The organism is Streptomyces sp. NPDC023573 (assembly GCF_055559735.1).
Window position 1 is genome coordinate 453,654 of record NZ_JBVHKB010000006.1, and the last position, 22,916, is coordinate 476,569.

At 70.9% G+C, this 22,916-nt stretch carries 20 protein-coding genes and 1 pseudogene; 11 read left to right on the forward strand and 10 right to left on the reverse strand.

Translation table 11 applies throughout. The features are described from left to right. Positions 1-71: 71 nt before the first annotated feature. Both ACZ32T_RS22090 and ACZ32T_RS22095 read right to left on the reverse strand, forming a co-directional pair. Positions 72-446 (reverse strand): VOC family protein, encoded by a 375-nt coding sequence (locus ACZ32T_RS22090; RefSeq protein ID WP_467271053.1) that lies wholly within the window; start codon positions 444-446, stop codon positions 72-74. A gap of 165 nt (positions 447-611) precedes the next feature. After that, positions 612-2,144, reverse strand: coding sequence for an FAD-dependent oxidoreductase (locus tag ACZ32T_RS22095; RefSeq protein ID WP_467368508.1), 1,533 nt, complete (start codon positions 2,142-2,144; stop codon positions 612-614). A 402-nt stretch (positions 2,145-2,546) separates the two neighbouring features. On the opposite strand from ACZ32T_RS22095, the gene ACZ32T_RS22100 reads away from it, so the two are divergent. After that, complete coding sequence (locus ACZ32T_RS22100; RefSeq protein ID WP_467368510.1) at positions 2,547-2,738, forward strand: DUF6766 family protein; 192 nt, start codon at positions 2,547-2,549, stop codon at positions 2,736-2,738. A gap of 44 nt (positions 2,739-2,782) precedes the next feature. Here ACZ32T_RS22100 and ACZ32T_RS22105 read toward each other — a convergent pair whose 3' ends face one another. Continuing rightward, entirely contained in the window at positions 2,783-3,397 is a 615-nt protein-coding gene (locus ACZ32T_RS22105) for a TetR/AcrR family transcriptional regulator (protein ID WP_467271047.1), read from the reverse strand. A gap of 108 nt (positions 3,398-3,505) precedes the next feature. Here ACZ32T_RS22105 and ACZ32T_RS22110 point away from each other — a divergent pair, with 108 nt between their 5' ends. Beyond that, positions 3,506-4,159 (forward strand): CatB-related O-acetyltransferase, encoded by a 654-nt coding sequence (locus ACZ32T_RS22110; protein ID WP_467271045.1) that lies wholly within the window; start codon positions 3,506-3,508, stop codon positions 4,157-4,159. Between the two features lie 85 nt (positions 4,160-4,244). Next, the gene (locus ACZ32T_RS22115; RefSeq protein WP_467368512.1) at positions 4,245-5,450 is read left to right on the forward strand and encodes a macrolide family glycosyltransferase; all 1,206 of its coding nucleotides are present in this window, start codon (positions 4,245-4,247) and stop codon (positions 5,448-5,450) included. Between the two features lie 39 nt (positions 5,451-5,489). Here ACZ32T_RS22115 and ACZ32T_RS22120 read toward each other — a convergent pair whose 3' ends face one another. Then, a complete protein-coding gene (locus ACZ32T_RS22120; RefSeq protein ID WP_467368514.1) occupies positions 5,490-6,401 on the reverse strand; it encodes an NmrA family NAD(P)-binding protein in 912 nt (303 codons plus the stop codon). Between the two features lie 111 nt (positions 6,402-6,512). Between ACZ32T_RS22120 and ACZ32T_RS22125 the strand changes: the two genes are divergently transcribed. Beyond that, positions 6,513-7,082 (forward strand): TetR/AcrR family transcriptional regulator, encoded by a 570-nt coding sequence (locus ACZ32T_RS22125; protein WP_467271039.1) that lies wholly within the window; start codon positions 6,513-6,515, stop codon positions 7,080-7,082. Between the two features lie 45 nt (positions 7,083-7,127). Here ACZ32T_RS22125 and ACZ32T_RS22130 read toward each other — a convergent pair. Next, positions 7,128-7,360: pseudogene (locus ACZ32T_RS22130) on the reverse strand (hydrolase); the annotation flags it as partial. A gap of 133 nt (positions 7,361-7,493) precedes the next feature. On the opposite strand from ACZ32T_RS22130, the gene ACZ32T_RS22135 reads away from it, so the two are divergent. Continuing rightward, positions 7,494-8,597: an AI-2E family transporter gene (locus ACZ32T_RS22135; protein ID WP_467368516.1), complete on the forward strand. Its 1,104-nt coding sequence runs from the start codon at positions 7,494-7,496 to the stop codon at positions 8,595-8,597. 56 nt (positions 8,598-8,653) lie between these two features. Here the strand turns inward: ACZ32T_RS22135 and ACZ32T_RS22140 are convergent, their stop codons facing one another. The 5 genes from ACZ32T_RS22140 to ACZ32T_RS22160 form a co-directional block, all read right to left on the reverse strand. Then, complete coding sequence (locus tag ACZ32T_RS22140; RefSeq protein WP_467368518.1) at positions 8,654-10,531, reverse strand: CocE/NonD family hydrolase; 1,878 nt, start codon at positions 10,529-10,531, stop codon at positions 8,654-8,656. A gap of 201 nt (positions 10,532-10,732) precedes the next feature. Next, a complete protein-coding gene (locus ACZ32T_RS22145; protein ID WP_467368520.1) occupies positions 10,733-11,128 on the reverse strand; it encodes a GntR family transcriptional regulator in 396 nt (131 codons plus the stop codon). Between the two features lies 1 nt (position 11,129). After that, a complete protein-coding gene (locus ACZ32T_RS22150; protein ID WP_467271031.1) occupies positions 11,130-12,077 on the reverse strand; it encodes a DUF1648 domain-containing protein in 948 nt (315 codons plus the stop codon). Between the two features lie 83 nt (positions 12,078-12,160). Further along, complete coding sequence (locus tag ACZ32T_RS22155; protein WP_467368522.1) at positions 12,161-13,693, reverse strand: DUF6056 family protein; 1,533 nt, start codon at positions 13,691-13,693, stop codon at positions 12,161-12,163. A 6-nt stretch (positions 13,694-13,699) separates the two neighbouring features. Next, complete coding sequence (locus ACZ32T_RS22160; RefSeq protein ID WP_467368524.1) at positions 13,700-15,154, reverse strand: glycosyltransferase; 1,455 nt, start codon at positions 15,152-15,154, stop codon at positions 13,700-13,702. A gap of 316 nt (positions 15,155-15,470) precedes the next feature. Between ACZ32T_RS22160 and ACZ32T_RS22165 the strand changes: the two genes are divergently transcribed. The 6 genes from ACZ32T_RS22165 to ACZ32T_RS22190 all read left to right on the forward strand — a co-directional run bounded on the left by ACZ32T_RS22165 (position 15,471) and on the right by ACZ32T_RS22190 (position 22,916). Further along, complete coding sequence (locus tag ACZ32T_RS22165; protein ID WP_467271025.1) at positions 15,471-16,826, forward strand: lysine N(6)-hydroxylase/L-ornithine N(5)-oxygenase family protein; 1,356 nt, start codon at positions 15,471-15,473, stop codon at positions 16,824-16,826. Positions 16,827-16,911: 85 nt separating this feature from the next. Next, positions 16,912-17,970 carry a FecCD family ABC transporter permease gene (locus ACZ32T_RS22170; protein ID WP_467271023.1) on the forward strand — a complete coding sequence of 353 codons (1,059 nt, stop codon included), beginning with the start codon at positions 16,912-16,914 and terminating at the stop codon, positions 17,968-17,970. After that, positions 17,967-19,028: a FecCD family ABC transporter permease gene (locus tag ACZ32T_RS22175; RefSeq protein WP_467271021.1), complete on the forward strand. Its 1,062-nt coding sequence runs from the start codon at positions 17,967-17,969 to the stop codon at positions 19,026-19,028. The genes ACZ32T_RS22170 and ACZ32T_RS22175 overlap by 4 nt, the downstream gene beginning before the upstream one ends. Beyond that, entirely contained in the window at positions 19,025-19,912 is an 888-nt protein-coding gene (locus ACZ32T_RS22180) for an ABC transporter ATP-binding protein (RefSeq protein WP_467271020.1), read from the forward strand. Before ACZ32T_RS22175 ends, ACZ32T_RS22180 begins: the two co-directional genes overlap by 4 nt. A gap of 117 nt (positions 19,913-20,029) precedes the next feature. After that, positions 20,030-21,082, forward strand: a complete 1,053-nt coding sequence (locus ACZ32T_RS22185; protein ID WP_467271018.1) for an iron-siderophore ABC transporter substrate-binding protein — start codon at positions 20,030-20,032, stop codon at positions 21,080-21,082. A 43-nt stretch (positions 21,083-21,125) separates the two neighbouring features. After that, the gene (locus tag ACZ32T_RS22190; protein WP_467271016.1) at positions 21,126-22,916 is read left to right on the forward strand and encodes an ABC transporter ATP-binding protein; all 1,791 of its coding nucleotides are present in this window, start codon (positions 21,126-21,128) and stop codon (positions 22,914-22,916) included.

Below are 22,916 nucleotides of genomic sequence, written 5' to 3' on the forward strand. Positions count from 1 at the left end.
ACAGCCACCGAGTTCTTTCGTTCCGTGCCCCCGGCCGACGCCGGCCTACCGCCTCATGGGCCCGGCGGCGTTCAGGCTCCGGGAAGAAAGAGGCAGAACGGATGGCCGTGCGGGTCGCGGAGGACCCGTACACCCTTCTGAGGCTGGTGGTCCTCCAGTGTCGCGCCCAGGGCACACGCCCGCTCGGTCTCCGCCTCCAGGTCGTCCACCTGTAGGTCCAGGTGCGCTTGCATCTGCTGGGTGCCGGGACGCTGGGGCCACGCCGGAGGCGTGTGATCGATCTCCAACTGGAAGCTGAGTCCCGGGCGTTCCTGCTCCAGCGCTCTCAGGCGGACCCACTCCGGGGTGCGTTCCACTTCCTGCCAGCCGAGCAGAGCTCGGTAGAAGTCGGCCAGCGCGGGAGGGTCGGGAGTACCGAGGACAAAAGCACCGAGTGTCGTCGTCATGCTCCCAGCCTTGCCCCGCGCGGTCACGCCCACACGTGCTCCTACCGGGCGTCGCCGGGACGGACCATGCGAGTGGCGGTCAGCTCCCCGATGACGGGCTCGCGCGGGACAGAGGACCGGGGTGCCGGCGACGACGACGCCCGATCGACGCGGCGCGTCGCACGCTCAGATCATCCGCGGCGGTAGTGGGCGCAGGGCAGGGCCGTGCAGCACTTCGCCGTCGATGCCGAAGCGCGAACCATGGCATGGGCACTCCCACGCGGTTTCCGCCTCGTTGAAGGCGACCAGACAACCGAGATGTGTGCAGCGCGCGGACACGGCGTGGGCCACCCCGCCCTCGTCGCGGTAGACGGCGCAGCGCCGCCCCTCGACCCGGACGACCGCACCCGAGCCGGGGGCGATCTCGGCGACCGAGTCGACGTGGGTGGTCTTCAGCCGGTCTCCTACGAAGTGGCGTGCGACATCTGCCTGCTGCTTCAGCAGGGTCGTACCCTCGCGGAGGGTGCTCCACAGGCGACGCGGGTCGTAGAGCCCCGCCCACTCGGGCTCGGTGCCGGTGAGCGTCGAGGCCAGCAGCTGTCCGGCCATGGCGCCCCCGCTCATTCCCCAGCCACCGAAGCCTGTCGCGACGTAGACATGGCGTGCGCCCGGATGGAAGTGCCCCACCAGCGGCACGCCGTCGCTCACGTCGTTGTCCTGGGCGGCCCACCGGTAGGCCGTATCACCGACCGGGAAGTGCTCGCGCATCCATGCGTCCAGCCGCAGGAAGCGTTCACCGCTGTCGTCCGTGCCCGGCGTGAAGCTCTCACCTGTGACGATGAGCAGCCTGCGCTCCTCGTCGAGCGGCGCGGTACGTACGGATCGCTTCCCCATGTCGTCGGTGATGTACATGTGCTCCGGCGCGTCGGAGGCGGCAAGGGGGGCGGCGACGACCAGTTCACGGCGCGGTGACAGGCGCGCGAAGTGCAGTGCCCGGTCGAACACCGGGTAGTGGGTGGCCACGACGACGTCATGCGCCGTGATCGTCGTGCCCCGCTCCGTCGTCAGCCGGCAGGGGCTTCCCTCGGTGAGGCCGGTCACCCTGGTCCGTTCGTGGACGGCACCGCCTCGCGCGGCGATGTCGTCCGCGAGGGCGAGAAGATACTTACGTGGATGGAACTGCGCCTGGTGTGCGACGCGCACCGCCGCGGCCACGGGAAACGGCAGGTCCGTCTCCGTCACGAGCCCGGCGTCCAGGCCTGCTTCCGCGGCGGCCTCGGCCTCGGCCTGGAAGGCGGCTCGTTGTCGCGGGTCGGTGGTGAAAGTCAGAGCGGACGAGCGTTCGAAGTCGCAGTCGACACCGAGTTCCGCCGCCACGGCCGCGACCCGCTCCACAGCCGCCTGCTGCGAGAGTGCGTAATGACGGGCGCCCTGCCGTCCCCGCGTGCGGCGCAGGTGCTCGTACACGAGGGAGTGGGCGGCGGTGAGCTTCGCCGTCGTGTAGCCGGTCACCCCCGCGGCGACGCGGTCCGCCTCCAGCACGACCACGTTCCGCCCGGCCCGGACCAGTTCCCAGGCGACACTCAGGCCGGCCATGCCGGCTCCGATCACGGCGACGTCCGCAGTGGTGTCCGTGTCGAGGGCCGGCCACCGGATGCCGGGTGCCGTGGCCATCCAGTACGACTCGGCCGTGCCAGGTAGTTCAGATCGCGTAGTCATGGACGACGTGTTCCCTCAGCGGCCGAAAGGAGACGTGTGAGGTCGATTGTTCCCCTGCTCGGCCCTGATCCGTAGCGCTCCGGTGCGGCGGCCGGCAGCCGCCGGCGACAGCGTGTCCGGCACTGATTCGGATAGGCGAACACGCACGATGAGAGGACTGTTACCGGCCGGAAGGGGTCAGTGTGGGCGGACACGCCGAGCGCGTCACCGAGGCGTTCGTCTGTCTGGGCGTGCTCCTGCCGGTGCTGGCCGCGTGCACCGGCGCCGCAGGGGGCGACGCAGGCGCGTCCGCCGCCGCCACGGCTTTCGAGCGGGCCCCGAGCCGGACCTCCGCCCTCCGAGGATGCGACGCCTTCCGCGGGCGAGCACGAGGGCGTGCGGGGGCACAGGATGCGCCGGTTGGTGCGGGACAACGCCATAAGCCTGGCCTTCGGCCTCGCGTTCCTGCTGGCTCTCGCCGGGCAGGCGGCAGCCGGCTGGGCGGAGTTCAACAACCAGCTCACCACTGACGGGCTCGCCAGGATCGGCTTCCTCACGCTGCCCGTCGCTCGGCCGGCGGGTCCAGCTGCTCGGCGCCGTCGCCGGTGTGCGTGAGCTCGGTCGGCGGGAGCGCCTGTCGCCTCTCATGAGGCACTTGCCTACACCCGGACGGAGAACGCGCCGGCGGCGGCCGCCAGCACCGCCGCCGTGGCGGCCTGCTCCGGCAGATCCGGAACGGGACCGGTGCGCAGGAGCACCAGCCGGTGGTAGAGCGGCGCCGTGGCGGCGATCAGCAGGCTCTGCGCGTCCGTGCGCCGCGAGGGGAGTTCACCCCGCTCGACAGCGCGGTCGACGAGGACCTCGCACTGGGCGTACCGGTCCGCCCAGAGTTTCTTCTGCGCGCTCGCGGCCTGCTCGGAGTGGAACGAGACGGCCATCAGAGCGACGGCGAACGACGGCCGCACGGTCAGGGAGTCCTGGATCTCCTGGTTGAGGGCCGTCAGATCGCCCCGCAGGGAGCCGGTGTCCGGTGGCTGCCAGTCGATCTCGCCGGCGGCGTCGATGACGTCGACGAGCAGGCCGCCCACGTCGCGCCAGCGCCGGTAGACCGTGGTCCGGTGCACTCCCGCGCGGGCCGCGACGCCCTCCATCGTGAGTCCTTCATGACCGCCTTCGGTGAGTTCGGCGCGCACCGCGTCGAGGACCTGCGCGCGGATGCGGGCGGTGCGGCCGCCCGGACGGCGGTCCGGCTTCGCGGTCGGTGCTTCGGTCATCGGGTATCCCGTATCCGGTTGATCGGCATGCCGTGGTTGTGACAGCATCTTAACGCAACAGTTGTCGCACTAGTGAACCGCCCCCTTCCGAGAGGAACCGCTTTCCCGATGCCCCTCGTTCCGGCCGACCCCACCGTGCTCCACCCGATGCCCGGGCATCCGCGCGTCGTCCTGCTCAGGCCGTTGGTCAAGTCGCCACTGATCGAGGTCGGTGACTACTCGTACTACGACGACCCCGACGACCCGACCGCGTTCGAGACGCGCAACGTCCTTTACCACTACGGGCCCGAGCGGCTCCTCATCGGCAAGTACTGTGCACTGGGCACGGGCACCCGGTTCCTCATGAACGGCGCCAACCACCGCATGGACGGCCCGTCCACGTTCCCCTTCCCCACCATGGGCGGGTCCTGGGCCGACCACTTCGACCTGATCACCGGACTGCCGGGCCGGGGCGACACCGTCGTCGGGAACGACGTCTGGTTCGGCCACGGGGCCACGGTCATGCCGGGCGTACGGATCGGCCACGGCGCGATCATCGGCGCCGGTGCCGTGGTCACCGGCGACGTCCCCGACTACGGCATCGTCGGCGGCAACCCCGCCAGGCTGATCCGTACCCGCTACGACGCCGCCGATGTCGCCCGGCTCCTGGCCGTGGCGTGGTGGGACTGGCCCGTACCGCACATCACCGAGCACGTGCGGACGATCATGTCAGGGTCGATCGCGGAACTGGAGGACGCCGCCGCGCTCATCGGCCACCCCTGACATGCGGCAGTGTCGCCGTGCCGGGCGCATCCGCCCGGCAAGCACCTTCCTCGCCACCCCGCCTCCTGGAAACGAGTGATCGGCCGTGCCTCGCCCCCGTGCCCATATCGCGATGGTCGGCGTACCCATCGTCAGCCATGTCCTGCCGAGCCTCGCGATCATCCGCGAACTGGTGGCCCGCGGCCACCGGGTCACCTACGCCAACGATCCGCTCGTGACCGATCGGATCCGTTCCGCGGGCGCCGAACCGGTGCCCTGCACCTCCGTGCTGCCGGTCGCCGACAACAACTGGCCCGACGACCCCATCGCCGCGGCGAGCCTCTTCCTCGACGACGCCGTCCAGGCACTCCCACAACTGCGTGCCGCCTACGACGACGACCCGGCCGACCTGTATCTCTACGACATCGGTGCCTACGCCGCGCGCGCCCTCGCCGAGGCGCAGGGCCGCCCTCTTCTGCAACTGTCCCCGACGTTCGTCGGCTGGGACGGATACGAGGAGGAAGTCGCGGTCCACCTACGGAAGTTGCCGGGCGCCGGAGCGTACCGGGAGAGGTTCGCGCGGTGGCTCGCCGACTGCGGTGCCGAAACCACGGACGTGGACGCCTTCTCCGGTCCGCCCGCACGGGCCCTGGCCCTGATCCCGCGAGCGATGCAGCCGCACGCCGATCGGGTCGACACCAGGACCGTCACCTTCGTCGGCCCCTGCTTCGACGCCCCTGCGGCCACCGAGTGCTGGACACGCCCGGCGGCCGCAGACCACGTGCTGCTGGTCTCGCTCGGCTCCGCGTACACGCGACAGCCCGAGTTCTACCGTCAGTGCATCGCAGCCTTCGGCGATCTGCCCGGCTGGCACGTCGTGCTCCAGATCGGCAAGTACACCGACCCCAGGGAACTGGGTGACATCCCGTCCGGTGTGGAGGTGCGCTCCTGGGTCCCGCAGAGGGCGATCCTGGAACAGGCGGACGCCTTCGTCACCCACGCCGGCATGGGCGGCTGCGGGGAAGGGCTTCTGGCAGGTGTTCCCATGATCGCCGTGCCGCAGGGAGCCGAGCAGTTCATGAACGCCGACCGGCTCGTGGAACTCGGCGTCGCCCGCCGTGTGGACACCGCTGACGCCACCGCCGAGGTCCTTCGCGCGGCGCTGGACGACCTGGTCGGGGACCCGCAACGCGTCGACCGGTCCGAGAGGTTGCGGGCTGCCGCACGGGCCGAGGGCGGGACCTCGCGCGCCGTCGACCTCATCGAGAGCATGCTGGCTGCTGACGGGAGTCCCGCTCTCCGATCCCTGTGACGACGGTGGAAGGGCCGGTCATCCCCATCGGGCCATCGTTCAGGACGCGGTGGTGAGGTGTGCGAAAGCCCATGTGGCGAACGTCGTCACCGGGATGCCCAGCGCGTGGGCGAACTCCGGGCGGGCCGGCTGTCCCACGACGTCGCTCCACTCGTGCCCGGCCCCCCACGCGGGCATTCCGGCAGCGAGTGCCTCCGAGAGGCTCATCGAGGGTGCCGATATCTCGACGCCCCACGCCTCCGAGAGGGTCCGGGCGATCTGCTTCATGGTGAGCCGGTCGCCGGCCAGCTCCAGCTCGACCCTGTGGAAGCGGTCCGGATCGCTGATGGCGTGCGCCGCGGCCACGCCTATGTCCGAGACCGCCACCAGGGCCAGCTCCGAGTCCGGTCGCACGACGGTCGCCAGGCCGCCGGCCGGTCCGTGGGGGGCCAGCTGAGGCAGGTTCTCCATGAAGAACGCCGGCTTGACCACGCTCCAGCGGTCGAAGCCCGCTCCGCGCACCAGTTCCAGGATCGCCTGCTTCGTCTCGAAGTACGGCTGCATGGGCGCCCAGCGGCCCTCGTCCCAGCCGGGAGCCCGCGTGTGTTCACCCACCCCGCTGGTGGAGGACTGCACGAACTGCGGCACCCCCGCCTCCCCGGCCGCGCGGACCAGGTTGGTGGCCTGGGCCAGCTCCCCCGCGAAATCGACGCCGTCCTCGCTCATCGGCGGCATCTGCACCGAGAACACCGAGCGGACACCGCGGACGGCGGGGTCCAGCGAGGCCCGGTCGTTCAGGTCGCCGGTGACGAGTTCGGCGCCGAGGGCTTCGACGGCCTTCGCGCTCTCCTTGTGCGGATCACGCACCAGAGCACGGACGGGAATGCCGGCGGACAACAGCGCACGGGTCGTCGCGCCGCCCTGGAGGCCGGTGGCGCCGGTAACCAGAACGGGGGCCGAGTTGATGGTCATGAGCACTCCTGCTGGTGAGTCATGGATCGGGTGGCAGCAAAACGGCGGGGCCCGCCGTTTTGCTTCGGCTACGATATGGCGGGGGCCACCACTTAGCAAGCGAGGGAGAACATGCCCGGTCAGCGCTCAGACGCACGCCGCAACTACGCCCGCATTCTGGAAGTGGCCGAAGCGGAGGTCTCCACACGCGGAGCAGACGCCTCCCTCGAACAGATCGCCCGCACGGCAGGCGTCGGTTCAGCCACCGTGCGCCGGCACTTCCCCACCCGGCAGGCCCTGCTGACAGCCGTCTTCCACGAGCGCATCGAGGCCCTGTGCGCACGCGCGCGGAAACTCGAGGAGGCCCAGGACGGCCGTACGGCACTTCTGACCTGGCTCCATGACCTGCTCACGTACGCCGTCTCCGCCCGCGGACTCGCCGATGCCCTCACCTACGAGCCTCCCTCCCCCCACCCCGCCGGCGACTCCTGCGGTGCCGCCCTCGAAGCCGCGGGCACGCCCCTGCTGCGCCACGCCATCAGTGACGGTTCGGTCAAGGAGACCGTCACCTTCCACGACCTGGTCACCCTGACCGTGGGCATCGCCCTGGCCACCGAACAGCACCCCGACGCCGCGGAACAGGCCGACCGTCTTCTCCGGCTCGCGGTCGACGGAGTCAGCCCCCGCGGCACCGCACACTGAACACGGGCCGCTCGGGGAGGCGCCTGTCCGCCGGGGGCGGTGCCTTCAGCCGGCGTAGACGTCGGCACGGTCGACGCTCACCAAGGACCCCTGGGACTGGGCGCTGTGCTGCCCTGTCACCCGGACGCGGAGTGTGTGGCTGCCGTTCCCCAGCCGGGGACTCCTGTACTGCACGGCCTCTCCGACGCGGATCGCGCCGTGGAACCCACTGTCCGCTCAGGCCCGCCGTCGATGCTGATGGCCGCGTAACCGTTGCCCGTGTCCTTCACGGACAGCAGGGTGGCGGGGCACAGGCAGGCCCATCGGGGGCCGCCGCCGGGTGCCGGTCGACGGAACGGCCGACGCCTCGTGTGGTGTGGGGCCGGGCGGGGGCGGCCCGGAGCGGGCCCGGCGGCCCATAGGCTGACCCCCATGTCTGTCACGTTGAGCTCCACCAAGACCCGCGCCGCCCTCCGCGTCTCGGCCCGTGTCTCAGGCGAGTTGCTGATCGTCCTTGTCATGACCGCAGTGGCGGTGTGGGTGCTGGGGCGGATGTGGTCGGTCGTCTGGCCGCTCATAGTCGGCCTGCTGCTCACCACTCTGACATGGCCCATAGCGCGTTTCCTGCGCCGGCGCGGGTGGCCTCCGGCCCTCGCGGCCTCGGTCGTGACGGTGCTGTTCCTCCTCGTCGCCGCGGGGGTGGTGGCGCTGATCGCGGTGCCGGTGTCCTCCCAGTCCGGCCAACTGGCCGACGGCGTGGTCGAAGGCATCCAGCGGCTGCGCGAGTGGGCCTCCGGGCCGCCGCTCAACATCGGTGACGACCAGATCACCGGTGCGTTCGACTCCGCGACCGCCCGCATCCAGGACAGCCTGGGCAGCATGGTCACCACCGTCGTCACGGGGGTGGGCACCGTGGTCAACGGTGTGGTGACCGCCATCCTCGCGGTCTTCCTGATGTTCTTCATGCTCAAGGACGGCCCCCGGTTCCTTCCGTGGCTCGAGCGTCAGCTGCCCGGCCGGCTCGCCACCGATGTTCCTGCCGTGGCGGCCCGTGGTTGGGAGACCCTCGGTGAATTCGTGCGCTCCCAGGCCTATGTCGGCCTGCTCGACGCGGTCCTCATCGGCCTGGGCCTGTGGCTCGTCGGGGTGCCGCTCGTGCTCCCGCTGGCGGTCCTGACCTTCGTCTCCGCGTTCGTGCCGATCGTGGGAGCCCTGTTCGCCGGTTTCGTCGCCGTTCTCATCGCCCTGGTGTCGAACGGACTCACCGACGCCCTGATCGTGCTGGCGATCATCGTCGTGGTGCAGCAGCTGGAGGGCAACGTGTTCCAGCCCATGATCCAGAGCCGCGGGCTCGGTCTGCACGCCGCCGTGATCCTGCTCGCCGTGACGCTGGGGGGCAGCCTCGCCGGCATCGTGGGGAGCCTGCTCGCCGTACCGGCCGCCGCACTGATCGCGGTGGCCTGGAACTATCTGCGCGAGCAGCTCGGCGAGGAGCGGCAGGAGCCGGACGCGTCACCCGGCGGCGACCCGTCATGAAGCCCCCCGGCTCGTCCCGACGGGCGGGACGAGCCGGAGGCCGACACGAGGCATGCTCAATGAGGACGGCCGGGAACCACCCTGAACGTGGCGGGCCCGGCCGGCAGGTCCACCGTGTACTGGCTCAGGTAGGTGTCCAGGTACGGCGAGCGGGCACCGTCGGTGGGGATGTCGTCGGACGGGTCGTCCAGGGCCAGCCGGAGCCGCGCTCCCGTGACGTCGATCGTCTCGCCGGACGGGGTGTCGCGCCACGAGCCGGTCCGGATGGAGCCGACCTCCACCGCGAGGACGTGACCGGCCGCCAGCGTCCAGTCGGTCGCCTTGAGATCGACGGTGAGCCTGCCCGTGGAGATCAGCGAGACCTGCTCGTCGAACATGACGGCGGTGCCGTCCGGGGCGACGTCGTACAGCTTGAGCATGACGTTGCCCTCTCCCTCGGCTCTCAAGGAGATCTGCGGGGTCCCGGTGATCCGTACGGACTTCTCGAGCGCCTCCGACCACACGAAGTAGCTCGACGTGACCTTCCCCGCCTCCTGGAGCCGGGCTTGTCCTTCGGCCGGACCCCTCGGTGCGGCCGGGTCGGTGGCGGGCGCGTTCTCCATGTCCCAGTCACCGGACGGCTCCGCGCGCTCCCGCAGGGACGGCAGCCCGGACGTCGCCAGGCCGGTGAGCGAGGAGAGGCCGCCGTCGTCCACGTACGAGCCGCCGCCCAGGGGGAGGGTGACGGAACGTTCCGCGGCCGGCCAGGTCTTCTGGGCCCGCCACGCGCCGGTGGAGTCCTCGACCGAGTAGGCCGGGTAGCGGACCTCGGGCCTGTCGCCCTTGAGGTACTGGTCGTAGAAGGCGAGCGTCTCGTCGTACCAGCCCTCGCGCCCCATGGACAGGCGCCCGTCGCCGGTGCGGTCCCCGCCGCGTACGTGGTCCCACTGGCCGACCCAGCCGCGCTCGGGGCCCTTGTGGTTGTCCAGGTACTCCTGCATCTCCTCGGGCTTGGTGTTGTTCTCGACGAAGCCCTGGGTGACGAAGAGCGGGGTGTCGGTGCCCTTGGCCGCCTTGGCCAGGTCCCGTGCGGTCCAGAAGGCGTCGTCCTGGTCGGATATCCGGTAGCCGGCCGCGTTCCGGGTCAGGCACTCCGGATGGGACTGCTCGTAACGGGAGTTGGCCAGGTAGCGCGGGTCGTCGTCCGGCAACTGGGCCAGCGTGGCGATGGAGTTGTAGGCGTTGGCAGTGCCGGTGACGTTCGGGCGGGGCACGCCGTTCGAGTAGATGTACTGGTACATGTCCCAGACCGGCTCCTGGGCGACCACGGCCTTGAGCGCGCGCTGGTCCAGGTTGTTGCCGATCAGACCGGTCACGGCGTCGTACGACTTGCCGTACAGCCCCACCGCACCCGTGGACCAGGGCTGTTTCGCGGCCCAGTCGATCGCGGCCTTCACATCCGCCTGCTCACCGGGGCCGCCCCAGTCGAGGCAGCCGGTGGAGCCGCCGAAGCCGCGCAGGTCGACCATGACGAAGGCGTAACCCTGGTCGAACAGGTCGGTGCCCTCGATGAAGTCCTGGAACCGGTCGGAGGGGCCCGTACGGGTCCAGCCCTCGGGGCCCGACTGGCCGGAGTGCCCGAAGTACGGGCCGACCGACAGGATGACGGGCACCTTCGCCCTCCTCGGCAGCCCCTCGGGCAGCAGCACGTCGGCGTGCAGCTCCGTGCCGGAGCGGTCCGAGGAGGGGAAGTAGTGCTGCGTCCAGAGGGAGCCCTCGGGGACACGGTCGTTCTTCTGATGTGTGACGGGGCCGGCCGTGGTGGCGGCCGGCCCCGTCCGCTCCTGTGCCGCGGCCGGCCCGGAGGCGGCTGCGGGGCCGGCGAGGACGCCGGTCAGCGCGAGGGTGGTGACAAGTGCTGAGGCGGCCCGTCCGGCCGTACGACGTGCTCTCACATGCTTCTCCCGGCTTGGTGGGTACGGGTTGTCGCAGTGGTGCAGGCCGAGCAGCGGCCCCCGGGCCCGCCGTGAGGAGCGCGGCGTCGAACGCGCACATCCGCGGAGCTGGATCACAGTCGCGGACGCGAGCCGGAGCCGACGGCGGTGAAGTCTATGATCACTCCGGGAAAGCTTCAACAGGCACGTGTGTCACGCGTGTTACCGATCCTCGGGACCTGGCGGCGAGGGAACGGGCGCACTCGCCAGGCCGTTGTGGACCAGGGTCAGGAACTCCTCCTCCGTGAGACCCAGTTCGCGCGACTGGTTGATGACGCCGAGCACGGCGTCGGTGAGCCGGGCACGGCCCGCGGCTCCCGGCGCCGCGGTGATCACCGCGCCCCGGCCGCGGCGCAGCTCGATCAGGTTCTCGTCACGCAGCCGCTGATAGCCACGGAGCACGGTGTGCACATTGACGCCCAGCGACTCGGCGACCTCCCGGGCGGGCGGCAGCCGCTCACCAGGGGTCGCCGTGCCGTCCGCGATCGCCCCGCGCACGCAGGCGGCGATCTGCTCGCCCAGCGGTACGGGCGAGCCGGGGAATACCCGGAACAACATGCTAGCCGCGCTCCCTTGCGTGCCGGGCCGTCAGGCCGTTGAGCAGCGCGGCCGCGGTGGCCGAGTCGTCGACGGTGACCACGTATTCGCGCCCCCCGGACGTCCGGACCGAGAGAGCCTCGCCCGAACGCAGCAGGACACCTCGCCGGTTCGGCCGTATCCGGTAGCCCCAGCCGCCGAACTCTCCCACGGCGTCGACCTCGACACTGTCGGCGCCGACGATGCTGCCGAGCGGCACGGCGAGCCGGGGCCTGGGCAGGACCGTCGAGGTCACCATGACGCCCCGCCGGTCGACGGTGACCCGGACACCGGTGAACGCGGCGCAGATCAGGCCGAGTGCGAACAGCGGCAGACCCGTCTGCAAGGTGCCGAACACCAGCACGCACAGGCCGGTGAGCGTAACCGCCCCGGCCGCCGGCAGCAGTGCGCGGGACATCATGGTGCGGCTCCAGGCGGCGGCCTCATCCTCGGCGAGAGGGAGCGAGGGTGTGGGCGGCACGGGCTCAGGGCGCGGCCCCGCGTCCATCAGCCGCCAGGCCAGGGCTCCTGTGGCCACGCCCCCGGCGAGCAGCACGGCGATATGCCACAGGGACAGGTGCGCCTGGGCAGGGTCCTGGACGTCCGCGTTGACGAGGACGGTGACGACCAGCGGATAACCGACCGTGAACGCCGTGCCTGCTCCGACGGCGGTGTTCAGCCGCGACCCCGCACTCTTCCCGGAGGACAGGGTCATGACGGTGAACACCAGCCCGAGGCCGACGAGCAGGGCGAACCCCGACCACAGCGCCGTGGACCGGCTCATGTAGTCGTTCGCCCCGCCGCCCGCCGAGAAGTGTGTGGCGATCCGACCGGGCAGCCGGTCCCGGTTCGCCATGAAGACGCCGGCGTACGCGGCGGCGGCGATGCCGAACGGCACTGCTGTCAGGACGGCCCTTCTGATGGCGGTCATCTGACTCTCCCCCCTGGAGTTGTTTGCATTGAAGTAGAACAATAGCACCAGGGTTCCGGGCTGCCCCCGGGACGCTGCTCGTCCTACCGGTTGCCGGGGGACCGTGTGGCGTCGGTGACGCGGTCGAGCCGGTAGTAGTCGGCGACGCACCCTCCGGGCCAGTACGAGCGCCCTCGCCTGCTGAAGGGCTCCAGCATCTGACTGATCACGAGTCGCTCGTACGGGAGGACCGTGGCGCCGGCGCTCGCCCCCTCGCGCAGCCGCCGGTCCTGGGCGTCCCACTGCTCGGCCCGGGCGCGCATGCTCGTGTCGAGGTCGAGCAGGGCGACGGCCGGCCCGAAACAGACCAGGACGCAGAGCACCGCGCACGCCGCCTGAAGGGGGCCTGTCCTGCGCGTACGCTGCCGGGCCGCCGACCCCAGGAGGGCGCCGGCGGAGACGAGGAGGGCCACGTAGACGAGCAGGTAGTCGTTCCAGAGCCGGTTGGCGCTCGGATCGCTCACCCGGTCCTGGAACACCGGATAGGCCACGACCGTGCAGAGGAAGCCGGACACGAGAAGCGCGGCCACCGCCGCACAGGCAGTCGGAAGCCGGTGAGCGGGCGGGCGGGGCGGGCTTCCGTCCGGGCGCCGCCACAGCAGTCCCAGGAGCACTCCCACCGCCACCGCCCCGACGTACTGCCATGTGGTGGCCACGGTCAGCGTGATCTCGGCGAATCCGCGCAGCGAGGCGACGAGCGACTCCGGCGCGACCATGGACGTCGTACCCGCCCCGAACCGGTCACGCCGGGTGTTCGAGCCGGGAGAGGTGATCAGGACGAGGCCCCCGGCGGCGACCCCGATGACGCCCGCCGCGCACCAGAGACGAAGGAAGCGCCGGAAGGGACCGGCGGCAGCGCGGCCGCCGATGAGGAGGACGGTGACCAGCAGCACCACCACCACGACCGCGGTCTCCTCCGAGAGCGTGCCGATGACCAGGCCGGCGGCGAGGGCCACGGCGAGGGCGGCACCCCTGCCACCGGGCGAACGGGCCGCCAGGAACGGGAGCAGCGCGGCGCAGGCCAGCACCGGTGGCATCGTGTGCGAGACGGACGCGGCCGGCCAGTAGAACGTCTTGTACGTGTTGGGCGTGACGAACAGGAAGAGCGCGGTCGCCATGGCCGCGACCAGCAGCGGCAGTCCGCGCGGCACGGTGAGCCGGAGACGCCGCAGCGTGAGGACCACCGCGGCCCACAGCACCACCAGTGTCAGCACGCCAGTGACCAGACCGAACCACTGGTGGCCCGCCACCTGGAACTTCGCGTAGGCGCCGACCAGTACGGCGTTGGCGACCCGGCCGTTGTCGTCGAAGTAGAACCGGCCGATGAGCCCCGTGACGCCGTGGTCCCGCACCGTGGGAAGGAAGCACCAGTCGTCCGCGCCGGGCCGCACCGACCGCCCGAACCACGCTGCCGCGGCGAGCAGGGCCAGCGGCGGGAGGCAGAGGGCGGTCAGCCACAGCGAGGCCCGCCGGTATGGCCGGGAGCCGTGCCGCGGACGCCCCGGGAGACCCCGCGGGTCGTGCGGCGTGGTGTCCGGCCGGTCAGGGGCCGTGGACTCCGGTGTGTTCTCGGACATACGCGCTCACCGGTCCTCGGAGGCGCGGAGGGGGAGTTCGGGGACCGGCGCGCCCCCGGGCGGTTCGGACTGCTGCGTGGAAGCCCCGGCCGGGACGGGGGCCTCGCGGCGGCCCGACATGATCGCCCACCGGGCCAGCAGGAAGGAGACCGGGGTGACGAGGACTCCGGCGACGAGCGCGGCCATGTTCTTGCCCATGCCGAGGCCGCTGACCGCCCCGTAGAGCAGAGCGCCCGAAGCCACGAGATTCACCAGGCTCGACACGGGGTAGCGCACGAAGGCTCGCCAGGTCGGCTTCGTCCGGCAGGTGACGTAGGAGTTGAGCAGGAACGAGCACACGATGCTGACCGCGTATCCGAGGACGTGAGCGACCAGGTAGGGAATCCATCGGTTCAGGACGGCGTAGACACCGAGATACACAACGGTGTTCACGCATCCCACCAGGACGAAACTGCCGAACTGGCGCGCGGTGCGGGCCCGGTGGGAGGCGAGCGCGGTCACCGGGGGCGGAGGGCGCTCCGACGGCGCCGGGCAGCTCTCGTCGGTCTCCCGCACCACATAGGGCGGCCGGTGCTTCGCCTCGTGGTAGATGCGCCCCACGTACTCGCCGATGACCCCGAGGGTCACCAGCTGGATACCGCTGAGGGCCACCACCGCGGTGAGCAGCGTGGCGTAGCCCGGTGTGTCCGCGCCGTGCAGCACCACGGTCACCACCGTCCACACCGCGTAGGCCAGGGCCGAGAGGAAGACCCAGAACCCGGTGTAGATGGCCAGGCGGAGCGGGCGGTTGTTGAAGGACAGCAGGCCGTCGATGCCGTAGTTCAGCAGCCGCCGGCTGCCCCATTTCGACCGGCCTGCCACGCGTTCGCTGTTCCGGTAGCGGAAGCTGACGGTGTCGAAGCCGATCCAGGAGAAGATCCCCTTCGAGAAGCGGTTGCTCTCCGGCATCGACAGGACGCTCTCCACCGCCCGACGGGAGAGCAGCCGGAAGTCCCCCGTCCCGTCGAGGAGCTCCACGTCCACACAGCGGCGTACGACCGCGTAGTAGGCATGGCTGAGCGTGCTGCGGACCATGCCCTCACCCGAGCGGTCGCGACGCGGGATGACCTGGTCGTAACCGTGCCGGTGCAGCTCGAGCATGCGGGGGATGAGCTCGGGCGGGTGCTGGAGGTCGGCGTCCATGATCACCACGGCGGCACCCCGCGACATGCGGAGCCCGGCGAGCATGGCGGCCTCCTTGCCGAAGTTCCGGCTGAACGCCGTGTAGCGGGTCCGCTCGTCACGGGTGGCGAAAGCGTTGAGCAGCATCCGTGTGCGGTCGTTGCTGCCGTCGTCCACGTAGCAGATCTCGAAGGTCTCCTGGAGCCCTTCCAGGACGGCGGTCAGCGCCGCGTGGAAGGAACCGATGCCCTCGGCCTCGTTGAAGCAGGGCACGACGACCGACAGCTGAAGGCCGGTCACGCGACACCTCCGGACGTGCGGGGACCCGGAGCGGCGGGTTCGGCACGCTCCGCCTCGCAACAGTCGCGCATCCGGTGGAGAAGTCCCCCTCTTCCCGCTCCGGACGCGCGAGCCGCCGGCCTCTTTCGCACGAACGGCGCAGGGATGGGCGGGGTGCGGGACGCCCTGCGGCCGGTTCACCGGTGGTCCGGCACTATCGACAGTTCCCGAAGATGAGCTTAGGCTTACCTAAATTGCGGCCGGGGGATCCGGTCGGTGTGCCCGGCCCGCGGCACCCCCGCGCCTTCGGGCGGCATCCCCGCACGATGGGAGTGACATGTCACAGGTTCCGCCCGGCGACGCACCACAGGTACACGACCTCGTCGGCATCGGTTTCGGGCCGTCCAACGTGGCCATGGCGATCGCTGTCGGCGAGCACAACGCGGGGGCGGGCGCGCACGGTCCGGTCACCGCACGCTTCTTCGAGCAGCAGCCGCGCTTCGGCTGGCACCGCGGGATGCTGATCGACGACGCGACCATGCAGGTGTCCTTCCTCAAGGACCTGGTGACGCTCCGCAACCCGGCCAGTGAGTACAGCTTCCTCTGCTACCTCAAGAGCAGGGGCCGGCTGGTCGACTTCATCAACCACAAGAACCTCTTCCCCCTCCGGGTCGAGTTCCACGACTACTTCGAGTGGGCCGCGGCCAAGGCCGACGCCATGGTCTCGTACGGCCACGAGGTCGTCGGTGTGGAACCTGTCGTGCGCGAAGGGGATGTGGAGTACCTGGACGTGACGGTGCGTTCGGCCGAAGGGCTCGTGGCCCACCGGGCCCGCAACGTGGTGATCGGGACCGGGCTGCGGCCGCTCATGCCCGAGGGGGCGGAGCGCGGTGCCCGTGTCTGGCACAACTCCGAGCTGCTGGCGAAGGTGGAGGGACTGAAGGGCACCTCGCCCTCCCGGTTCGTGGTCGTGGGCGCCGGGCAGAGCGCGGCCGAGAACGTCGCCTACCTGCACCGCCGTTTCCCGGAGGCCGAGGTCTGCGCGGTCTTCTCCCGCTACGGCTACAGCCCCGCCGACGACAGCGGCTTCGCCAACCGGATCTTCGACCCGGGGGCGGTCGACGAGTACTTCGCCGCGCCCGGGAGCGTCAAGCGCCGACTGATGGACTACCACGGCAACACCAACTACTCCGTGGTGGACATCGACCTGATCGACGAGCTGTACCGCAAGATGTACCAGGAGAAGGTCCTCGGAACCGAGCGGCTGCGTTTCCTCAACGTCTCCCGGCTCGTATCCGCCGAGGAGGAGGCGGACAGGGTCCGCGCCACGGTGAAGTCCCTCGTCACCGGCGAGGAGACCGTCCTGGACGCCGACGTCGTGGTGTTCGCCACCGGTTACAGCCCCGTCGATCCCCTCGGCCTGCTCGGCGAGGTCGCGGACCGCTGCCTCCTCGACGAGGACGGGCGTGTCCGCGTCGAGCGCGACTACCGCATCGCGACCGGCCCCGGTCTGAACTGCGGCATCTATCTGCAGGGCGGCACCGAGCACACGCACGGCATCACGTCGGCCCTGCTCTCCAACACCGCGATACGGGTCGGCGAGATCCTGGACTCGATGCTCGGCCGGGGTGTCAAGGAAGCACCCGACGAGGCCCGGCTGGTCGCGGAGAGCGCCGACGGCACCGTCTGCTAGCGCGCGGGGATTCGCCTTCCGGCCGGCGCCGGGCGAACGACTGCCCGTGCGTACCGCGTAGATCAAAGGGATATCGTACGTCGCCATGAGCACGACTGCAGTGGAGCGGCCCGCTCCCAGGGGCACAACAGAGGCTCGTCGAAGACGAGTTGTGGGCTTGGGCGCTCTGGTGGCGTTCCTCGTGATCGGGGTCGCCGCGTCGCTGGCCGTCGGGGCGCGGTCGCTGAGCCCCGCCGAGGTGTGGCACGGGCTGTTCGCGGCGTCCGATCCCGACCAGCGCCTCACCGAGATCAGGCTGATCGTGCGGACCGTGCGGGTACCCCGGACGGTGCTCGCGATCGTCGCCGGTGTCGCGCTGGGCGTCGGCGGGGCGCTGATCCAGGGGTACACCCGCAATCCGATCGCCGACACGGGGCTGTTGGGCGTGAACTCCGGGGCCTCGTTCGCCGTGGTGACCGTGATCGCCGTCTTCGGCTTCGTCGACCCGTTCCAGTACGTCTGGTTCGCCTTCCTCGGGGCGGGGGTCGCCGGTGTCGTCGTGTTCGGGCTGTCCAGCATCGGCCGGGGGGCGGGCAATCCACTGACACTGGCGCTGGCGGGCCAGGGGGTCACGGTGTTCCTCGCGGCGATGACCACGGCGGTCGCGCTGTCGGACCTGAAGTCGCTGAACGCGCTGCGGTTCTGGAACGCGGGCTCGGTGGCGGGCGTCGGCTTCGAAGTGATCTGGCCGGTCACGGCCTTCGTGGCGGTAGGCGTGGTGCTGGCCCTGACCACGCTGCCCTCCCTCAACCTGCTCAACCTGGGGGACGACGTGGCGCGGGGGCTGGGCGTGAACATCGCGCTGAGCAGGACCGTCGGCATCGTCGCCGTCACCCTGCTCGCGGGAGCGGCGACGGCGGCCTGCGGCCCCGTCGCGTTCCTCGGGCTGATGGTGGCGCACGTCGCCCGGTATCTGACCGGGCCGGACTACCGCTGGCTGGTTCCGTACGCGGGTCTCCTCGGTGCGGTCGTCCTTCTGGTCTGCGACATCGTGGGACGTGTGGTGGTGCGGCCGGGCGAGTTGGACGCGGGTATCGTCGTCGCCCTTATCGGCGCCCCGTTCTTCGCGGTTCTCGTGTGGCGAGGAAAGTTCAGGAGCGCATGAACGGGACGGATGTGGAGCAGCGGGTGACGCCCGGCGTGCGGCTCGGCCAGGTGTCGTTCGTCTGGCGGCCCTGGATGGTGAGCGTCACCCTGCTGCTGGCGGCGGCCACCTTCCTGGTGTTCTGCCTGTCCATCGGGGTCGGTGACTTCCCCATCGGCCTCTCGCGGGTGATCGCCACGATCCTCGGCCGGGGCGAGCAGGTGGACGAGTTCGTGATCATGGATCTGCGGATGCCGCGTGCTCTGGCGGGGCTCCTCGTGGGACTCGCTCTGGGGGTCTCGGGGGCGATCACCCAGTCCGTGGCCCGTAACCCGCTGGCCAGCCCCGACATACTGGGGATCACCGGGGGAGCCAGTGCCGTCGCGGTGTTCCTCGTGACCGTGTCGGGCGGGGCCACCGCCGCTGTCGTGAGCACCGTGGGCCTGTCGGCGGCGGCGATGGCGGGCGGCCTCTGCACGGGGCTGCTGGTCTACTTCCTGGCGTGGCGGCGCGGGATCGACGGTTTCCGCCTCATCCTCATCGGCATCTCGGTGACCGCCATGACGGAGGCGATCACCACCTGGCTCCTGACCGCGGCGGACATCAGGGACGTGGCGCGGGCACAGGCGTGGCTGGTCGGGTCGCTGGACAACCGGTCGTGGGACGAGGTGCGGGTGGTCTTCTGGTGCACGCTCGTCCTGATGGCGGTCGTCGCGGCCGCCGCGTTCCAGTTCAAGCCCCTGCACCTCGGCGACGAGGTCGCCGCGGGGCTCGGCGTCCGCTTCTCGAGGGTGCGGGCGGTCCTGCTCCTGTGCGCGGTGCTGCTGGCCGCCGCCGCGGTGAGCGCCGCCGGCCCGGTCCCCTTCGTGGCGCTGGTGGCGCCGCAGGTCGCCATGCGCCTGGCCAGATGCCCCACGCCTCCACTGGCGGCCTCCGGCCTGGTGGGCGCGTTGCTGCTGATCGGCTCGGACCTGGCCGCCCGCTCGGCGCTGCCGGTCAGCCTCCCGGTCGGCGTGGTCACGGCCGCGATCGGCGGGCCCTTCCTTGTATATCTGCTGGTGCGGGCGAACCGCAGATGACCGACGAACACGACCGTACGCACCGGGCAACGGGGGGACCTGTGGGCGCTGAGCACATCATCACGAGGACCGATGCGGCCGCCGACGCCGTACCGCGGCTGGCCGCGAGGAACATCACGGTCGGCTACGGCGGCCGGACCGTCATCGACGGTCTGGACGTGACGGTCCCGCCCGGCCTGATCACCACGATCATCGGCCCCAACGGCTGCGGGAAGTCGACCCTGTTGCGCACCCTGACGCGGCTGCTCAAGCCGACCGCGGGCGCGGTCGTGCTGGACGGAGAGGACATCGTCAAGCTCAGGACCAGGGACGTGGCGAGGAAGCTCGGCCTTCTGCCGCAGGCCCCGGTCGCGCCGGAAGGGCTCACGGTGGCCGACCTGGTGGCCAGGGGGCGCCATCCGCACCAGAGCTGGCTGCGGCAGTGGTCGTCCGACGACGCCTCCGTCGTGGAGCGCGCGCTGGCCATGACCGGTGTCGCCGAACTGGCGGACCGCCCCGTCGACTCGCTGTCCGGCGGCCAGCGCCAGCGCGTGTGGATATCGATGACGCTGGCTCAGGGCACCGACCTGCTGCTGCTGGACGAGCCGACCACGTACCTGGACCTCGCCCACGCGATCGACGTGCTCGATCTGGTGGACGACCTGCACGAGTCGGGCCGCACGGTGGTCATGGTGCTGCACGACCTCAATCTGGCGACCCGTTACAGCGACAACCTGGTCGTCATGCGGGAGGGGGCGATCCTGGCGCAGGGGCACCCGCGTGACGTGATCACGGCCGATCTGCTGCGGGAGGCGTTCGGGCTGCGGGCCAAGGTGATCGAGGACCCGGTGGGGGACCGTCCGCTCATCGTGCCCATCGGACGTACGCACGTGCGGCTCAACTGATGCTTTCCACAAGGAAAATACTTCCAGTTAGGCTAGGCTAACCTCACTCCGTCCGGATAAGGTTTGCCTGCCCTCACATGGGCTGTAGCGGACAGCGCGAAAGCAGGGGATCTTCGAATGCTCTTCCACAGATCGACGTTTCAGAAGCCATGGCGGCGGCTGGCGGCGACCCTCACCGCCGTGACGCTCGGCGTCGGCCTCCTCGCGGCATGCGGTTCCGACTCGGAGGAAGGGACGAGCGACAAGGCCCCGGCCGCCGCGGGCGGCGCGTTCCCGGTGACGGTGGAGCACGCGTTCGGATCCACGAAGGTCGACAAGGCTCCTGAGCGGGTCGTCACCGTCGGCTACACGGACGACCAGGCCGTCCTGGCCTTCGGCATCAAGCCGGTCGGGATGGTCGACCAGTACCCGAACCCGACGGGCGCGTCCCCCGACATCAACACCCAGTGGCCCTGGGTGAAGGACAAGTGGGGCGACGCCCGCCCCGAAGTCGTCATGAAGAACGGCGACGCCGGCCCCAACTACGAGAAGATCGCCGCCCTTCGGCCCGACCTGATCATCGCGGTCTACTCCGAGATCGACGAGGCCGCCTACGGCAAGCTCTCCAAGATCGCTCCGACGGTCGGCCGCACCAAGGGCGAGAAGGAGCTGTTCAGCGCTCCGTGGCAGGACAACGCGGTCCACATCGCCAAGGCGCTCGGCAAGGAGGCCGAGGGCACCGAGCTGGTCAAGGGCATCCAGGACAAGCTCGACGCCGCGCGTGAGGCGAACCCGGAGTTCGGGAAGGAGACCGCCGTCGCGGTGTCCTGGTACAAGGACTCGATCTCGGCGTTCACCACCACCGACGTACGCGGACGGCTGCTGACGGGTATCGGCTACAAGGGCGCGACCCAGATCGACGAGGTCGCCGACGGCCAGTTCTCCACCGCGCTCTCGCCCGAGCGCGTCGACCTGATCGACGTCGACCGCATCTTCGTCATCAACGACAAGGCGGACACCGAGGCGCTGAAGAAGTTCGAGCTGTTCAACAACCTGTCCGCGGTCAAGGACGGCAAGGTCTCCTACCTCCTGGACAGCGAGGGCCCCGCGGTCGGCGCCGCTCTCTCCCAGGGCACCCTGCTCTCCCTGCCGTACGCGATCGACGAGCTCGTCAAGTCGGCCGGCCGGTGACGAACGCCGTCCGGCCCCGTCGCCACCCCGGACCGGTGCCGGGGTGAGCACCACCACCACTCGCGTCACCCCGGCGGCCACCCTGCGCACGGCGGCCGGAGGCGAGTCCACCCGCTGGGTAGCCGCGCGCTGTCGCGAAGTGCCGTGGCTGTCGGCCGCCACCGTGATCACCACGGTGGCCGGGGCGGCGCTCCAGGTACTCCCGGTGCTCCTGCTCGGCCGGGTGGTCGACGGCGTGGTCGAGGGCGACGGACGCTCGGTCCTGGTGACGATCGGGGTCCTCATGGGAGCCGCCGCGCTGCTCGGCGCGGCGGTCACCGCCGTGTCGACGTACCTGATCGGGCGGCTGGGCGCGGATCTTCTCGCGCGGCTGCGGGAGGCCGCCGTCCGGGCGGTGCTGGGGATGCCCAGCGCACGGGTCGAGCAGGTCGGCCGGGGCGATGTGCTGTCCCGGGTCGGCGACGACGTGGCCGTGCTGTCCAGGGGCATCCGTACGGCCGTCCCCACGGTGTTCTCGGCCGGCGTGCTGGTCGCCATCGCCACGGTCGGGATGTTCGGGCTCGACTGGAGGCTCGGCCTGGCGGGCGCCGGCGCGCTGCCCGCGTACGCGCTGGCCCTGCGCTGGTATCTGCCCCGGTCCGCCCCGCTGTACCAGCAGCAGAGAGCGGCGCAGGCCGACCGTGCGCAGGCGCTGATCAGCGGACTGAACGGGATCGACACCGTGCGGGCGTACCGCCTGGAGGGTGCCTTCCGCGAGAAGGTCACCGACAGGTCGTGGCGCGTACGCGATCTCGGCATCGACGTCTTCCGGATCTTCGGCCGGTTCGTCGGCCGGGAGAACCGGGCCGAGTTCATCGGGCTCGTCCTGATCCTCGTGGTGGGGTACGTCCTCCTGGAGGCCGACGCCGCGAGCCTGGGCGAGGTGTCGGCGGCGCCGCTGATGTTCCACCGGCTGTTCACGCCGCTGGGCGCCATCATGTTCACCTTCGACGAGGCGCAGAAGTCGGGCGCGAGCCTCACCAGACTGGTCGGGGTGCTGGGGGAGTCCACCGAGGAACGGCTGGTGGGCGACGCCTCCGTGGCGTCGGCGGACGCCGCGGACCACCCGGTGACGGTGGAGGGGCTTACCTTCACCTATCCCGGTGCCGAGGAGCCGGTCCTGCGCGACGTCAGCCTGACGATCCCGGCAGGCGGTTCCCTCGCACTCGTGGGGGCCACGGGAGCGGGCAAGTCGACGCTCGCCGCCCTGATCGCCGGCATCGGGAGCCCGCAGGCCGGCTCGGTGCGCGTCGGGCCGTACGACCTCGCCGGCATGGACGAGGCGGGAGCGCGCGCCCTGGTCAGCATCCTGACGCAGGAGACGCACGTGTTCTCCGGCCCGCTCGCCGAGGACCTGCGGCTCGCCGCGCCCCGGGCGACCGACGGAGAGCTGATGGACGCCCTGCGCACCGTCGGTGCCGGACACTGGGTCTCCGCGCTCCCCGACGGGCTGGACACCACGGTCGGCGAGGGCGGCGAGCGCCTGGACGTCACGAAGGTCGCCCAGATCGCCCTGGCCCGGCTGGTGCTGAACCGGGCACCGGTCGTCGTGCTCGACGAGTCGACCGCGGAGGCGGGCAGCGAGGGCGCCGCCGAGCTGGAGAGATCCGTACGGGCCGCCTGCGCGGGCAGGACCACGCTGTACGTGGCACACCGGCTGACCCAGGCGATGGCCGCGGACCGGATCGCCGTGCTGGACGGGGGACGCGTGGTGGAGCAGGGAACCCACGAGGAGCTCGTGGCCCTCGGCGGACGGTACGCACGACTGTGGCGGGCCTGGCGCGAGGGCAGTTGA